At 71.1% G+C, this 14585-nt stretch carries 14 protein-coding genes; 11 read left to right on the top strand and 3 right to left on the bottom strand.

The genetic code is table 11. From position 1 onward, the window contains the following. Position 1 precedes the first annotated feature (1 nt). Positions 2 to 844: a sulfurtransferase gene (locus ACIGEP_RS15605; protein ID WP_396662541.1), complete on the bottom strand. Its 843-nt coding sequence runs from the start codon at positions 842 to 844 to the stop codon at positions 2 to 4. A gap of 132 nt (positions 845 to 976) precedes the next feature. Next, positions 977 to 1585: a hypothetical protein gene (locus ACIGEP_RS15610; RefSeq protein WP_396662542.1), complete on the bottom strand. Its 609-nt coding sequence runs from the start codon at positions 1583 to 1585 to the stop codon at positions 977 to 979. A 406-nt stretch (positions 1586 to 1991) separates the two neighbouring features. Between ACIGEP_RS15610 and ACIGEP_RS15615 the strand changes: the two genes are divergently transcribed. From ACIGEP_RS15615 to ACIGEP_RS15645, 7 genes are read left to right on the top strand one after another with little or no spacing between them, the layout of a single operon-like run. Further along, the gene (locus ACIGEP_RS15615) at positions 1992 to 3143 is read left to right on the top strand and encodes an ABC transporter ATP-binding protein (protein WP_396662543.1); all 1152 of its coding nucleotides are present in this window, start codon (positions 1992 to 1994) and stop codon (positions 3141 to 3143) included. Between the two features lie 37 nt (positions 3144 to 3180). Further along, a complete protein-coding gene (locus ACIGEP_RS15620; protein WP_396662544.1) occupies positions 3181 to 4368 on the top strand; it encodes a spermidine/putrescine ABC transporter substrate-binding protein in 1188 nt (395 codons plus the stop codon). Next, entirely contained in the window at positions 4361 to 5245 is an 885-nt protein-coding gene (locus ACIGEP_RS15625) for an ABC transporter permease (RefSeq protein WP_396662545.1), read from the top strand. Before ACIGEP_RS15620 ends, ACIGEP_RS15625 begins: the two co-directional genes overlap by 8 nt. Continuing rightward, complete coding sequence (locus ACIGEP_RS15630) at positions 5242 to 6153, top strand: ABC transporter permease (protein WP_396662546.1); 912 nt, start codon at positions 5242 to 5244, stop codon at positions 6151 to 6153. Before ACIGEP_RS15625 ends, ACIGEP_RS15630 begins: the two co-directional genes overlap by 4 nt. Then, entirely contained in the window at positions 6150 to 7808 is a 1659-nt protein-coding gene (locus ACIGEP_RS15635; RefSeq protein WP_396662547.1) for an amidohydrolase, read from the top strand. Before ACIGEP_RS15630 ends, ACIGEP_RS15635 begins: the two co-directional genes overlap by 4 nt. Continuing rightward, complete coding sequence (locus tag ACIGEP_RS15640) at positions 7805 to 9241, top strand: NAD(P)/FAD-dependent oxidoreductase (RefSeq protein WP_396662548.1); 1437 nt, start codon at positions 7805 to 7807, stop codon at positions 9239 to 9241. Before ACIGEP_RS15635 ends, ACIGEP_RS15640 begins: the two co-directional genes overlap by 4 nt. Beyond that, positions 9238 to 9573 carry a cupin domain-containing protein gene (locus ACIGEP_RS15645; RefSeq protein ID WP_396662549.1) on the top strand — a complete coding sequence of 112 codons (336 nt, stop codon included), beginning with the start codon at positions 9238 to 9240 and terminating at the stop codon, positions 9571 to 9573. Before ACIGEP_RS15640 ends, ACIGEP_RS15645 begins: the two co-directional genes overlap by 4 nt. A 7-nt stretch (positions 9574 to 9580) precedes the next feature. Here ACIGEP_RS15645 and ACIGEP_RS15650 read toward each other — a convergent pair whose 3' ends face one another. Further along, positions 9581 to 11188 (bottom strand): PucR family transcriptional regulator, encoded by a 1608-nt coding sequence (locus ACIGEP_RS15650; RefSeq protein ID WP_396662550.1) that lies wholly within the window; start codon positions 11186 to 11188, stop codon positions 9581 to 9583. A gap of 116 nt (positions 11189 to 11304) precedes the next feature. On the opposite strand from ACIGEP_RS15650, the gene ACIGEP_RS15655 reads away from it, so the two are divergent. From ACIGEP_RS15655 to ACIGEP_RS15670, 4 genes are all read left to right on the top strand, one after another. After that, positions 11305 to 12651: an NAD(P)/FAD-dependent oxidoreductase gene (locus tag ACIGEP_RS15655; protein ID WP_396662551.1), complete on the top strand. Its 1347-nt coding sequence runs from the start codon at positions 11305 to 11307 to the stop codon at positions 12649 to 12651. Between the two features lie 133 nt (positions 12652 to 12784). After that, positions 12785 to 13495 carry a hypothetical protein gene (locus ACIGEP_RS15660; RefSeq protein WP_396662552.1) on the top strand — a complete coding sequence of 237 codons (711 nt, stop codon included), beginning with the start codon at positions 12785 to 12787 and terminating at the stop codon, positions 13493 to 13495. Next, positions 13492 to 14109 carry a hypothetical protein gene (locus ACIGEP_RS15665; protein WP_396662553.1) on the top strand — a complete coding sequence of 206 codons (618 nt, stop codon included), beginning with the start codon at positions 13492 to 13494 and terminating at the stop codon, positions 14107 to 14109. The genes ACIGEP_RS15660 and ACIGEP_RS15665 overlap by 4 nt, the downstream gene beginning before the upstream one ends. Then, positions 14106 to 14573, top strand: coding sequence for a hypothetical protein (locus ACIGEP_RS15670; protein ID WP_396662554.1), 468 nt, complete (start codon positions 14106 to 14108; stop codon positions 14571 to 14573). Before ACIGEP_RS15665 ends, ACIGEP_RS15670 begins: the two co-directional genes overlap by 4 nt. Positions 14574 to 14585: the final 12 nt, after the last annotated feature.

Genomic DNA, 14585 nt, shown 5'->3' on the forward strand with positions numbered 1-14585 from the left:
GCTACGGGCGGTCGCCGGTCGCCACCGGCCGGTCGGGGTGGTTCGACCACTGGCTCCACGAACCGCCGTAGAGCGCCGCGTCGATGCCCGCGAGGCTCAGCGCGAATGCGGCCTGCGCGGCCGAGACCCCCGAGCCGCAGCTCACGCCGACCGCCGTGTCGGCTGTGACGCCGAACGCGGCGTAACGCTCGCGCAGCTCGTCGGCCGAGCGGAAGCGCCCGCGCTCGTCGACATTGCCGCCGGTGGGCGCGTTGACCGCTCCGGGGATGTGACCGGCGCGCGGATCCATCGGCTCGACGTCGCCGCGGTACCGCTCGGGCGCGCGCACGTCGAAGAGGATCCCGGATGCCGGGAGCGCCGCAGCCTCGTCGATGTCCAGACGCGACAGGTGACCCGGTGTCAGCGCGACGTCACCGCGAGCCGCGTGCACGGTGCCGGACTCGAGCGGCAGCCCGGCATCGCGCCAGGCCCGCAGTCCGCCGTCCAGGACCCGGACGTCGGGCACACCGGCATCCGTCAACACCCACCAGGCGCGCGCGGCGCCGAATGTCTGCCAGTCGTCGTAGACGACGACCGTGTCGCCGGTGTCGACACCCCAACGTCGGGCCGCGGTCTGCAGGTCGGCGACCTCCGGCAGCGGATGCCGGCTGTCCTCCTGCGCGCCGTGGGCGGCGAGCTCGTCGTCCAGGCTCACGTACACGGCCCCCGGAACGTGGCCCGCCTCGTGCTCGGCGCGGCCGTCGGGCCGGTCGAGGCGCCACCGGACGTCGAGGACCGTCAGGGGCGCGGCATCCCGGATCATCCGGTCGAGTTCGTGGGGATCGATCAGTCGCGCGCGTGCCATGGCTCGACCCTACGACCGCGGACCGGCCGGCACCGTGCCGACGAGCCCGACCGACGCAACGGGGCCCCGAGCGAAGAACGCTCGAGGCCCCGTCGAGGCGGGCGCGGAACGGTGCGCCCGACCCGCGGGCGATCAGTCGCCCAGGATGCCGTCGACGAGGTCGTTCACGTCGGACGAGACATCGCCGACGGTGCTGTCGACGTCGCTCGTGATGTCGTCGACGAGGTCACCGGTCTCAGTGGTGACCTCGTTCGTGATGTCACCGGTCTCCGTGGTGGCGTCGTTCGTGACGTCGCCCACCTCACCGTTCACGTCGGGCGAGACGTCGGTGTCCGTCTCCGGCGAGACGTCGGTGTTCGGCGAGACATCCGTGTCGTTGCCCGAGCCGACCTCGTTGCCGTTGCCGACCTCGTTACCCGAACCGATGGGAGCATCGATCGACGTCTCGTTGCCGGAGCCGACCGGTGCGTCGACGCTGTTGCCGGAGCCGATGGGCGCGTCGTTACCGGAGCCGATGTCGCCCGTCGAGATGTCGCCGACAGAGACGAGGTCGCCGCCGCTGATCGATCCGCTCAGCAGGTCGTTGATGTTGAGGACGTCGGTGAATGCCTCCGTCGCCGTCGTGGTGGTGGTGTCCTTGCTCTCGGCCGCGTTGGCGGGCAGAGCGAATCCGGCGGTCAGGGCGACCGCGGCGAGTCCGGTGGAGCCGAGGACGAGGGTCCGCTTCAGGTTGGTACGCATGTGTCTGTTTTCCTTCCTTCAGTGCGGCTTTCGCACGATGGGTCATCCGGGAGCCACCGGTGAATCGGATTGGCGCAGAACAGCCGGATCGACGTCGACGACGGCGCGAGCGCTCCCGAGAGCCGCGTCTTTACGGGGCTGCCGGGGAAACCTGGAAACTCCTTATGTGACGCGATGATCCGTTGCCTGCGGCCGAGCTCGAGCGCCGCAGAGCCGCGGGGATCGACCGCTGCGAGAAGAGTCTGTTACCGACGGGTGAACGACCTCCGGACAAACTGTCAGCCCGCGTGCGCGACCGTCCGGATCCGTCCGATTCCCTTCGGAGCCCATTGCACGACATCGATCCGGACGTATTGAATGACGCGAAATGCGCCCCCACCGGCGCAGGAGCGGAGAACCCGTGACGATGGCACCCGAAGCCTTCACGCAGGACGCGACCCGGACGAGCGCCCGAGAAGGCTCCGTCGTGCTGACCGACGTGACCAAGCGCTACGGCGATCAGACCGCCGTCGACCGGCTCTCGCTCACTATCGAGCCCGGCGAGTTCATCTCGCTCCTCGGCCCGTCGGGATGCGGCAAGACGACCACGCTGCGGATGATCGCCGGCTTCGAGCACCCGGACGCCGGACTCATCTCCATCTCCGGCGCCGATGTGCGGGGCACGCCGCCCAACAAGCGCGACGTCAACACCGTGTTCCAGGCGTACGCGCTCTTCCCCCACATGTCCGTCGCGGAGAACGTCGCGTATGGGCTGACGCAGCGGCGCACACCGAAGTCCGAGGTGCAGGAGCGCGTGACGGCCGCCCTCGACATGGTGCAGATGCGCCGCTTCGCCGGCCGGCGCCCCACGCAGCTCTCCGGCGGTCAGCAGCAGCGCATCGCCCTCGCCCGGGCGCTCGTCAACCGCCCGTCGGTACTACTCCTAGACGAACCCCTCGGCGCCCTGGACCGGCAGCTGCGCGAGGAGATGCAGTTGGAGCTTAAGCTGCTGCAGTCGCGCCTGGGCATCACGTTCGTCTTCGTCACGCACGATCAGGGCGAGGCCCTGTCGATGAGCGATCGCATCGCGATCATGCGCGACGGGCGGATCGAGCAGCTCGCGGACGCCGACACGGTCTACTCGCGGCCGGCGACGGCCTACGTCGCCGCGTTCGTCGGGCAGCAGAACTTCTTCCGCGGCACGGTCGCCGACGGCGGCGCGGGCATCGACACCGCGCACGTGCGCGTCCGAGCGGCCGCCGGCGCGCTCCCGTCCGGCACCGGGAGCGCCGCCGTGCGCCCCGAGAACGTCACGATCGAGGGTGACGCGGATGCCGCGGCGCAGCCGAACGAGGTGCGCGGAGAGCTCCTCGGCGTCTCGCACCTCGGCGAGACCATGCAGTACCTCGTCCGGCTCGGCGACGATCAGAGCCTCATCGTCCGCCGCCCGACGCCGCAGGCGCCACGCCTCGCTCTCGGCGACGCGGTGGTCTGCCGCTGGCGGCCGCAGGACGTGCTGCTCTTCCCGTCCGACGACGCCGCCGTCGAAGCCGGCTACGTCGCCCCTCCCACCGAATGACCCCTGCACCGCACCCCCACCGACCCGGAGGCACCCGATGACCGAGCCGAACCCGATCCGCGTCCTCGCCCACGCCGATGCGATCCCCTTCATCCGTCGCGAGATCTCCCGTCGTCAGGTCCTCAGCCTCGCGGCCCTCGGCGGGGCGGCCGCCCTCCTGGCCGCGTGCGCGCCCGGGGGCGGGTCGAGCACCGGCCCGCAGGCGCAGGCCAGCGGCGGAGCCCTCGAGGACGCGCTCTCGGTCTACACGTGGGGCGACTACGACTCCCCCGACGTCGTCTCGGGCTTCACGAGCTCCCTCGGACCGAAGGTCTCGCTCGACTCGTACAGCTCCAACGAGGAACTCATCGCGAAGCTCGTCGCGGCGAAGGGCACCAGCGGCTACGACATCGTGGTCCCCACCGGTGTCTTCATCCCGCAGATGATCGAGAACGGCCTCCTGACGGAGCTCAACAAGGACCTTCTGCCGAACCTCTCGAACCTCGACCCGTCCTCGCTCGGCCGCGCCTGGGACCCCGAGAACGAGTACTCGGTCTGCAAGGCGTGGGGCACGACCGGCTTCGTGTACGACAAGACCGTCATCACCCGCGAACTGAAGACCTGGTCGGATTTCTTCGACGCCGCCCAGAACGAGGCGAGCGGCCGGACGAGCATGTCGGACGACCCGGCGGGCATCATCGGCGCCTACTTCTGGGCGAACGACCTCGACTGGAACACGGAGGACGCCGACGAGCTCGAGGCCTGCCGCGCGTTCCTCGTGAACGAGATCGCGCCCCACATCTCGGCCTTCGACTCCTACCCCGGCACGAACGCCATCCCCCAGGGCACGCAGGTGCTGATGCAGGCGTGGAACGGCGATGCCCGGTTGGGGCTGCTCGAATCGAGCGAGCCCGACCGCTGGCAGTGGGTCCTCCCCGGCCCCGTCACCGAGCTGTGGATGGACAACTGGGCGATCGCGGCGGGCGCCCCGCATCCCGAAGCCGCGCACGCGTTCATCAACTACTCGCTCACCCCCGAGTCGCTCATGCTGTCGCTCGACTACATCGGCTACAACGTCGGCGGCAAGGACATGCAGTCCGAGGCGGAGGGCGCCGGGATGGAGCTGACCGACCTCATCTTCTTTACCGAGGCCCAGCTCGCGACGATGCACGAGCAGCAGCTCAACGACTCGCAGACGACGCGCGTCGAGATCTGGAACGAGATGAAGGCCGCTGCGGGTGCGTAGACGCTCGCTCGGCGGCCTGCTCGCCCTGCCCGCCTGGGCATGGCTGGTCGCCTTCTTCGTCGCCCCCGTCTTGCTGGTCGTCTGGTTCAGTTTCGGCTACAAGCCCGGGATCTTCGGGACGCACGCGAACGACGTGCTCTCATTCGACCGATATCTCGAGGCGTTGTCGCCGACGTTCTTCACGACCTTCCAGAACACCCTCTGGGTGGGGGTGCTCGGCACCGCGCTGTGTTTCGTCATCGGCGCACCGGTGGCGTACTGGATGGCCTTCAAGGTGCGACCGCAGCGCCGCGGCATCCTGCTCGCCCTGATCCTCATCCCGTTCTGGACGAACTTCCTCGTCCGCACCATCGGGTGGCAGGTCATCATCGCGCCGGAGGGATGGCTCTCGTCCACGCTGCAGCAGCTCGGGCTGCTGAACGGACCGCTCGACCTGCTCTACACGCGCGGTGCGGTCCTGCTGGGGGTCGTCTACAACTACCTGCCGCTCATGATCCTGCCGCTGTTCGTCGCCTTCGATCGTGTCGGCCCTCTCGTGCGCGAGGCGTCGAAGGACCTCGGCGCCGGCAAGTTCGCGACCTTCGCCCGGGTGACGCTTCCCCTCTCGCGACCCGGCATCGTCGCGGGAGTGCTTCTGGTCTACATCCCCCTCATGGGCGACTACATCACCGCGACCGTCCTCGGCGGCGCGCAGGGCAACATGGTCGGCCAGCTCGTCGCGAGTCAGTTCCAGACCGCCCAGAACTGGGCGTTGGGATCGGCGATGGCCGTCGTCCTCATGCTCGTCATCGCCCTGAGCATCGGCGTCGCCGCCGCCCTCGTGTGGCTCGTCCTACTGCCGATGCGGCTGCGGAATCGTCTGGAGATCCCGGCATGAGCGTCACCACCAAGACCGAGGCGATCCTCCGCCGCAGCGAGGGCACGCTGCCCGGCAGCGACCGCCGACCCCACCGCTCCTGGAGCGATGTCGCCCTGAACGTCTGGGGCGTGCTCGTCGTGCTCTTCCTGTTCGCCCCCATCATCGTGATCGTCGTCTACTCGTTCAACACGGGTCGCCTGCTCGTGTCGTGGGACGGCTTCGGGCTCGACGCCTTCGCGACGATCCTCGACAAGCCCGCGGTGCAGAACGCCGTGCGGGTGTCGATCGTGACGGCCGCCTTCTCGGCCGCCATCGCGACCGTCCTCGGGACCCTCGCGGGCATCGCGATGGCCCGCCACCCCGGCAAGTGGGTGTGGTGGTTCCTGGGGCTGCTGCTGTTCGTCTCGGTCACTCCCGAGATCGTCGACGCCGTCGCCCTCCTCCCGTGGTTCGTCATGCTCGGGCAGGATGCCGGCCTGGCCGTCTTCAACGACGGCATCGTGCGGCTGTCGATCGGCGCCTCGCTCTTCTCGACCGCGGTGGTGTCGTACCTCGTTCGCGCCCGGCTCGTCGGGCAGGAGGCGAATCTCGAGGAGGCCTCGAGCGACCTGTACGCCTCACCGCTGACGACCTTCCGCCGCGTGACGCTGCCCCTGGCCGCGCCCGCGGTCTTCGCCGGCTTCCTGCTCTCGTTCACCCTTGGCCTCGACAACACCGTCATCGCCGCCTTCGTGCAGGTGTCGGGGTCGACGCCGTGGCCGGTGTACGTCCTCAGCGCGGTGCGGTCGGGGCTGCGTCCCGAGATCGCGGCGGTCTCGACCGTCATGCTGCTGCTCACCCTCGTCGCCCTGGCCGTCGTCGCGCTCGTCCTGCGCCGGGCCGGCGACTCGGCCACCGACATCGCCCGCACCATGGGAGGAGGATGACCGTGGCATCCGCTGATCTCGTCTCTACGGGCGGCCCCGTGTTCACCGCCGACACCGTCCGATCCCGCGCGTCGGCCGTCGCCGTCTCGGGGAGCCGGATCGTCGCGGTGGGGCACGACCTCTCCGACCTCATCGGACCGCGCACCGAGGTGGTCGACCTCGCCGGACGCCTGCTGGTGCCGGGCTTCCAGGACGCGCACGTGCACCCCGTCTCGGGCGGCCTCGAGCTGCTCCGCTGCGACCTGGGCGAGGGAACGGCCGAGGCGGAGTACCTCGCCACGATCGCGGAGTACGCGGCATCCCACCCCGATGAGGAGTGGATCCTCGGCGGCGGCTGGGCGATGTCCGCCTTCCCCGGCGGCACCCCCACCGCGGCCGTGCTCGACCGCGTCCTGCCGGATCGGCCCGCCTTCCTCCCCAACCGCGACGGGCACGGGGCCTGGGTGAACTCGGCCGCTCTCCGGCTCGCCGGCATCGACCGCGACACCCCCGATCCCGACGACGGACGGATCGAACGGGATGCCGACGGTCACCCGACCGGCACGCTCCACGAAGGCGCCATGTCGCTCGTGAACCGGCTGATCGACGACCCGTCCCCCGCTTTCCTGCGCGAGGCGCTCCTGGCCGGCCAGCGCTACCTGCACTCGTTCGGGATCACGGCCTGGCAGGACGCGATCGTCGGGACCTACAGCGACCTCGTCGACCAGGGCGAGACCTACCGCGACGCCGCCCGTGACGGCTCGCTCACGGGCACGGTGGTCGGCGCGCTCTGGTGGGACCGAACGGCGGGGCTCGAGCAGATCCCCTCGCTCGTCGAACGCCGGGAGCGCTTCAGCCACGGCCGCTTCCAGGCGACGAGCATCAAGATCATGCAGGACGGCGTGGCCGAGAACTTCACCGCCTCGATGCTCGCGCCCTACCACGACGGTCACGGCCACCCGACCGACAATTCGGGCATCTCGTTCGTCGACCCCGAGATCCTGAACGAGGCGGTGCCGCAGCTGGACGCGCTCGGGTTCCAGGTGCACTTCCACGCCATCGGCGACCGCGCCGTGCGGCAGTGCCTCGATGCGGTGGAGCACGCGATCGCCCGCAACGGTCGCAGCGACGGCCGGCACCACATCGCGCACCTGCAGGTCGTGCATCCCGACGACGTCGCCCGGTTCCGCGAGCTCGGGGTCGCCGCGAACATGCAGTCCCTCTGGGCGACGTACGAGCCGCAGATGATCGATCTGACCCTCCCCTTCCTCGGCGACCCGCGGATCGCGTGGCAGTACCCGTTCGGCGACCTCCTCCGCGCCGGGGCGGTCCTCGCGGCGGGCAGCGACTGGTCGGTCTCGACACCCGACCCGCTCGCGGCCATCCACACGGCGGTGAACCGCACGGCCGCACCGGGCCACGAGGAGGGCGACTACGAGGCGTTCCTGCCCGAGCAGGCCATCGACCTCGCCACCTCCCTCACGGCCTACACGGCGGGCTCGGCCTGGGTGAACCACCTCGACGAGACGACCGGGACGATCGAGGTCGGCAAGGCCGCCGACCTCGCGGTCCTCGACCGCGACCCGTTCGCCGGGCCTCCCGAGCTCATCGGGGCGACGCGCGTCCTGCAGACCTTCGTCGACGGCTCGCGCGTGTACGCGTCGGAGGACGCGTGAGCGCCCACACGACGGTCTTCGAGCGGCGGCCACCGGCGGCATCCGTCCTCGACCGCAGCCTCGACGGCAGCCGTCATGCGGTGTTCTGGACCGAGGACGTGCCCCGCACCCTGCGCCCGGACCGACCCGCGCTGCGCGGCACCCACCGCGCCGACCTCGTGGTCGTCGGCGCCGGGTACACGGGCCTGTGGACGGCGCTGCTCGCCGTCACCCGCGACCCGGGCCTGCGCGTGGTCGTGCTCGAGGCGAACCGGGTCGGGTGGGCGGCCTCGGGACGCAACGGCGGGTTCTGCGAGGCGAGCCTCACCCACGGTCCCGAGAACGGACAGGCGCGCTGGCCCGACGAGATGCCGACGCTCGACCGGCTCGGGCGCGAGAACCTCGACGCGATCGCCGCCGCCGAGGGCGAGTACGGCATCGACGTGCAGTTCGAGCGCACCGGTCAACTCGCCCCCGCGGTCGAGGAGCACCAGCTGCCCTGGCTCGAGGAGTGGGCCGCCGACGATCCGCACGTGACGCTGCTCGACGAGGCGGCCACCCGGCGCGAGGTCGACTCGCCGACCTATCTCGGCGCCGTGTGGGAGAAGGACACGACGGCGCTCGTGCACCCCGGTCTGATGGCGGCCGAACTCGCCCGCGCGTGCGAGGAGCGCGGCGTCGTCATCGCCGAGCGCACCCACGTCCGGTCCCTCGAGACCCCGTCCGCCGGCGGTGTGTCGGTCGTCACCGACGACGGGCGGGTGGATGCCGCGCACGCCGCGCTCGCCACGAACGTCTTCCCCTCGCTGCTGCGCCGCAACCGCCTCATGACCGTGCCGGTCTACGACTACGTCCTCATGACCGAGCCGCTCACCGAGGCGCAGTGGGACGCGATCGGATGGCGCAACCGCCAGGGCATCGGCGACATGGCCAACCAGTTCCACTACTACCGGCCGACACGCGACGGGCGGATCCTCTTCGGCGGTTACGACGCCGTCTACCACTACGGCCGGCGGGTCGACCCGCGCTACGAGGACCGCCCGCAGTCGTGGCGCCGGCTCGCGAGCCACTTCTTCACGACGTTCCCGCAGCTCGAGGGGCTGCGCTTCTCGCACCGCTGGGCCGGAGCGATCGACACCTCGACGCAGTTCACGGCGTTCTTCGGCACCGCCCGACGCGGGCGCGTCGCGTACGCCGCCGGGTTCACCGGCCTGGGCGTGGGGTCGACGCGATTCGCCGCCGACGTGATGCTCGACCTGCTGAACGGACGGGAGACCGAACGGACCGCCCTCGAGATGGTGCGCCGACGCCCCCTCCCGTTCCCGCCCGAACCGGTGGCCGCGATCGGCATCGAGGCGACCCGATGGTCTCTCGACCGTGCCGACCATCACCGCGGTCGGCGCAACGCGCTGCTGCGAACCCTGGACGCCCTCGGTCTCGGGTTCGACTCGTGAGCACCCTCGAGCCGCAGACGGTGCAGGATGCCGCATCCCTCGTCATCCCGCTCTCGCCGCTCCCCGTGGACCACGTCGTCGACGGCGCACCCGAGGCGGGATACGTCGAGCTGACCGACGCGGTCGGCGTGTGGGAGCACACCCCCGGAACATCGAGCGACGTCGAGGCCGACGAGGTGTTCGTCGTGCTCTCGGGTCGCGCGACCGTGCGATGGGCGGGCGGCGAGCTCACCCTCGTCCCCGGCACCGTCGGCCGCCTCAGTGCCGGCACCGCGACGGTGTGGACGGTCACCGAGACCCTGCGCAAGGTGTACGTGACGAGTGGCGCGTGACGTGGCCTCAGCCCACCGTCGCGCGACGCACGAGCAGGGCCAGGTGCAGCGCGGTCTGCACCTCGCCGTCGTCGAGGTCGGCGCCCAGCAGGTCTTGGATGAGCGCGATCCGCTGGTAGAACACCGACCGCGACAGGTGCGACGCGGATGCCGCGGCCGTGCGATTACCGGGATGGGCGAGCATCGCCTCCAGCACGTCCAGCAGGTCACCCGACCGGGCGAGGTCGTAGTCGATGAGGGGTGCGAGCATCCGCTCGCCGTGCTCGATGACGCGGTGGTCGTCGCGCAGGGCGGTGATGAGCCGCGCGAGCGGACGGTCCTCCGCGCGCCGCACGTGCGGACCGCCGGAGTGCGGCGCCGACGCCCCGCGGGCGAGGTCGATCGCCTCCTGCAACGACGCGAGCCCGGCATCCAGTCCGGTCGCGGCGGAGCCGACGGACAGGACGATCCGATCGGCATCCCCGCCGAGGCCGACGGCGAACGCACGGGCGGCGTCGTCGTCGAACGCGTCACGGGTCGGCAACGACAGGAGCATCGCGACCCCGGTGCCGGCGGGCGACCCGGCGAGCGCGCGGCCGCCGAGACGGCGCGCCGCCTCATCGGCGACCTGCGGGTCGGGCGTGACACCGGTGACGACCACCCCGCGCAGTTGGGATCCGTCGACGGGCAGCCCCGCCGCCTCGACCCGCGCCGTCACCGGTCCGCGGGCGCCGAAGCGGCCGCGGACCAATCGGTCGAGCAGCTGACTGCGGCCGATGCGTCCCCACTCCGCCGCGCCGCCCTCCGTGAGACGACCGAACGAGAGCGCCAGTGCCCCCTGCTCGACGACGTTGAGCCGGCCGGCGGCATGGGGCGGGCCGGGCAGGGCGATGAGGTGCCCCCACCGGGTCCCGCGCGCCTCGACCGGCACGATGAGCCAGTCCGGCTCCCCCGCTCCGCGGTGCGCCAGCCGGGAGCGGACCTCCCACCGGGTGAGCGTCTCCTCCTCGATCGCGGCGGGAACCTCGGCGACGACGACGTCGTGCGCCAGTGTCTCGAGGACGACGGGCGCCGACAGCACATGGGCGACCTGGGCGACGATGTCGTCCGCGGGCGCGCCCCGCAGGGCCAGCGCCGTGAACCGCGACCGCACCTCCTCGCGTACCCGCAGGGCCGCGGACTGGTCGTCGATGATACGGCGGTGCACCGCCTCGGTGATCGCGACGAACTTCACTTCGCGGTGCAGGGCGATCAGGGCCAGACCGGCTTCTCCGGCCGTCGCCACGACCGCGCTCGGCACCTGCGCGTGGTGGGTGCCGAGTTCGAGGACGAGGCACGACAGTCCCGCACGGGCGAGCTCCCCGACGAACGCGGCCAGCCCGTCGGGGTCGTCGGGCCAGGCCGAGCCCGTCGAGAGCAGCAGTTCCCCGCCGTTCAGCAGGCGGGCGACACCCGGACTGTCCGAGACGTGCACCCACCGCACGAGCGCGTCGAGGGCCGGTCCCCCCACCAGCACCTCCGGCCGGCCGGACTGCACCGCGCTCAGCGCGAGCACCTCCCGCACCCGGGGCAGGCTGACGGCGCCGTCCGGACGTTCGGTCCGCTCCGGCATCCGATCGTCGTCGGGGGGAAGCATCGATACTCGCCGTTCGGGTCCAGGGAGCACAGGTGCGCTCAGCCTAACCGTTCCGGACGATCCGTCCGGATGACCGCCGCCGCGTCCCGCTGCGGCCCGGCACAGAAGGAGAATCTGTGAGCGCCGTCTCGCACTGGTGGCGTGACCACGGAGCCGTCCCGGCGCGCACACCTCTTGCCGGTGACCTCGACGTCGACGTCGCGATCGTCGGCGCCGGGTACACCGGACTGTGGGCGGCCTACTACCTCGCCGAGCGGCGCCCCGACCTGCGCATCGCGGTGCTCGAGCGCCGGTACGCCGGCTTCGGGGCCTCGGGGCGCAACGGCGGCTGGTTGACGAACTCCGTCACGGGCGGGCGCGAGCGCTACGGGCGCGAGGGCGGCATCCGCCAGCAGCGCGCCATGAACGACACCGTCGACGAGGTGATCCGGGTCGCCGCCGCCGAGGGCATCGACGCCGACATCCGCGCGGGCGGCGAGCTGACGATCGCCCGCAGCCCCGCGCAGCTCGCCCGCCTCGACGCGATGTTCGCGGCCGAGTCGGCATGGCCCGGCGCCGACGTGGAGCGGTGGGATGCCGCGCGCACCGCGGAGCACGTGCGGGTCGCCGGCACGCTCGGCGCGGTGTGGCATCCGCACTGCGCTCGCATCCACCCGGTGAAGCTGCTCACCGGACTGGCCGCGGCCGTCGAGCGGCGCGGTGTCACGATCCACGAGGACACCGCCGTCGCCGAGATCCTGCCCGGGCGGGCCGTGACCGACCGCGGCGTCGTGCGCGCGAGCGCGGTGATCCGCGCGACGGAGGGGTTCACGACCGACCTGCGCGGAGAGCACCGCACGTGGCTGCCGATGAACTCGTCGATGATCGTCACGGCCCCGCTGCCGGCGGATGCCTGGGAGCAGATCGGGTGGTCGGATGCCGCGACCCTCGGCGACGCCGCGCATGTGTACATGTACGCGCAGCGCACCGCCGACGGCCGTATCGCGTTCGGTGGTCGCGGCGTGCCCTACCGCTACGGCTCGCGGCTCGACACCGACGGCGCGACGCCGGCGAAGACCGTGGCGTCGTTGACCGACCTGCTGCGGCGCTTCTTCCCGGCGGCATCCGACGTGCCGGTCGAGGACGCCTGGTCGGGCGTGCTCGGCGTGCCCCGGGACTGGGCCGCGACGGTCGGCTTCGATCGGTCGAGCGGGCTCGGGTGGGCGGGCGGCTACGTGGGGACCGGCGTCGCGACGACGAACCTCGCCGGTCGCACGCTCGCCGATCTCGTGCTCGGCGAGGACTCCGACCTGGTGTCGCTGCCCTGGGTCGGCCACCGCACCCGGCGGTGGGAGCCCGAGCCCCTGCGCTGGCTCGCGGTGCACGGCATCTACGGCGCCTACCGTTTCGCCGACGCGCACGAGGACCGCGGCGGCGGCACCTCGCCCGTCGCCCGCCTCGCCGACCTCATCGCCGGCCGGTGACCGCCGACCCGACGCGAACGGCGCCCCTCCCGTCTGGATGACCGCGGTTCGAGTCGGTTCGGGTGATGGGGAGTTCTCCCCATTCCCCGCCGTGCCCTCCGCGCCTACCGTCGGGATGCGGAGGGGGGTCGTCATGGGCATGATGTTGCCGAACGAGCTCGTTTGGATCATGCAGAAGCTCGGCTTCGAGTGGCCCGACATCGACGAGGACGAGGTCCGTCGCGCCGCCACGATCGTTCGGACCTTCGGCGGCGAACTCGAGGGCGTGATCCAATCGGTCGACCGCGTGGTCAACAACGACCTCAGCGCCGCATTGCGCGGTCAGGCAGGTCCGGCGACCGTCGCGGCATGGAACACCACGCGCTCCCAGAACCTGCAGAAGCTCGTCGACATCATGCCCCCCGCCGCGACCGCGATGGACGTGGGGGCGGGCGTCGTCCTCGGCCTGAAGATCAAGGTCATCGCGGACGTCACCACCACCGCCCTCGCCCTCATCGGCATGCTCAGCAACCCGATCACCGCCGCAGGCGCGGGTCCCATGCTGATCATCAAGAAGAAGCTGCTCAACGCGGCCGTCGACACCGTCGTCGAGGAGTTGATCGCACAGCTCGCGCCCATGGTGATCGAACCCCTGGCGGGCGAGCTCCCGGCCATCATCGACGCCGTCCTCGATGCGCCGGTCGTCGAAGGTCAGGTCGGCGACTCGGACGAGTTCTACGCCGATCTGGAGGCGCTGAGCAACGCGCAGTCGGCGCTGGGCACCCACAGCGCCGATCTCCAGCAACTGACGGCGACCTTCATCTCGGACCTGGGCTCGCTCGATCTCGGAGGTGATGCATCATGAGCGCCGCCGGCCGCGCCGTGAAAGACGCCCTCGACGCGCTGCGCCGCGGCGCGGATGATCTGCACGTCCGCCTCGACACCGGCGTCACCCGCAAGATCGACACCCACGTCACCCGGACGAACAGCGACGTGGACGTGCTCGACGGGAACACCGTCGACCTGGATGCCCCGACCGTTCCCCACACGAACCGGTTCGACGGCGACGGGTCGGGGTCCGGCGGTGAGCGCCGGCGCGGCGTCGATCGCGGTGACGGGCGCGACGACTACGGCCACTTCGTCGGAAGCGGCAACCGCCCGTGGGTCGACAAGGAGGGCCAGGGCCTCGACATCATCGAGCGTCGCTACGGCGCGCCGGTGGTTCGCGATCAGGTCAATGCCGGCATCCCGGGGCACAACCGACCCGGCACCGACGTCCCCCAGGTTCGCCGCTTCGACGGGCTGTTCCGCAATACCGACGGCACATGGACGGGCGTGGAGATCAAGAGCGGCTCGGCGACGAGAAACCCCGCGCAGCAGGGGTTCGACGACGCGATCAGCGGCGACAACCCGGCCTACGCGGTGCTCAACGGTGACCGGATTAGGATCGTCGATGTGATCCTGCAGGAGGTACCTTGAGCACGCCGACGCACATCTTCCAGGAGAACGGTTCGAGCAGGTTCCCCCTGATCGATAATCTGCGGCCTTTCGAGGAGCAGATCCGGTTCACCCTGACGCAGATGGACGGCACCTCCTTTTGGGCACTCAGCCTCTGGCGTGCGCCCGAAGGTGCGAACCTTCGGGCGAGCTTGCCTCCGGCGGAGAACTACATTCAGTGCGCGGGCGATGCGGCGGGCGTGACGGTCGAAGTCCGCTCCGTCGACACGTTCGGCGCGGCGCACCAGTACACCGTCGGCAAACCCGCCACGAGACTCCCGTCGGAGCCGACGGAAACGATCCGATGGGACAGCGGCCGGCACAGCACGCGGGTCTTCACGAACGAGGTCTTCACCCTCGACGAAGCAGCAGACCTGTTCATCGCCTACTACCGCGACGATCGCGTGCCCGCCCAGTACACCTTGCGTGAGCTCAGCGGCGTCTGACCCCGACCCGCA

Origin of the sequence: Microbacterium sp. NPDC077663 (assembly GCF_044542795.1) — a bacterium.
GTDB lineage: Bacteria > Actinomycetota > Actinomycetes > Actinomycetales > Microbacteriaceae > Microbacterium.

Coding starts and splice junctions, on each gene's coding strand:
- ACIGEP_RS15605 (WP_396662541.1), bottom strand. CDS start 844: ATGGCACGCGCGCGACTGATCGATCCCCACGAACTCGACCGGATGATC.
- ACIGEP_RS15610 (WP_396662542.1), bottom strand. CDS start 1,585: ATGCGTACCAACCTGAAGCGGACCCTCGTCCTCGGCTCCACCGGACTC.
- ACIGEP_RS15615 (WP_396662543.1), top strand. CDS start 1,992: ATGGCACCCGAAGCCTTCACGCAGGACGCGACCCGGACGAGCGCCCGA.
- ACIGEP_RS15620 (WP_396662544.1), top strand. CDS start 3,181: ATGACCGAGCCGAACCCGATCCGCGTCCTCGCCCACGCCGATGCGATC.
- ACIGEP_RS15630 (WP_396662546.1), top strand. CDS start 5,242: ATGAGCGTCACCACCAAGACCGAGGCGATCCTCCGCCGCAGCGAGGGC.
- ACIGEP_RS15635 (WP_396662547.1), top strand. CDS start 6,150: ATGACCGTGGCATCCGCTGATCTCGTCTCTACGGGCGGCCCCGTGTTC.
- ACIGEP_RS15650 (WP_396662550.1), bottom strand. CDS start 11,188: ATGCTTCCCCCCGACGACGATCGGATGCCGGAGCGGACCGAACGTCCG.
- ACIGEP_RS15660 (WP_396662552.1), top strand. CDS start 12,785: ATGGGCATGATGTTGCCGAACGAGCTCGTTTGGATCATGCAGAAGCTC.
- ACIGEP_RS15665 (WP_396662553.1), top strand. CDS start 13,492: ATGAGCGCCGCCGGCCGCGCCGTGAAAGACGCCCTCGACGCGCTGCGC.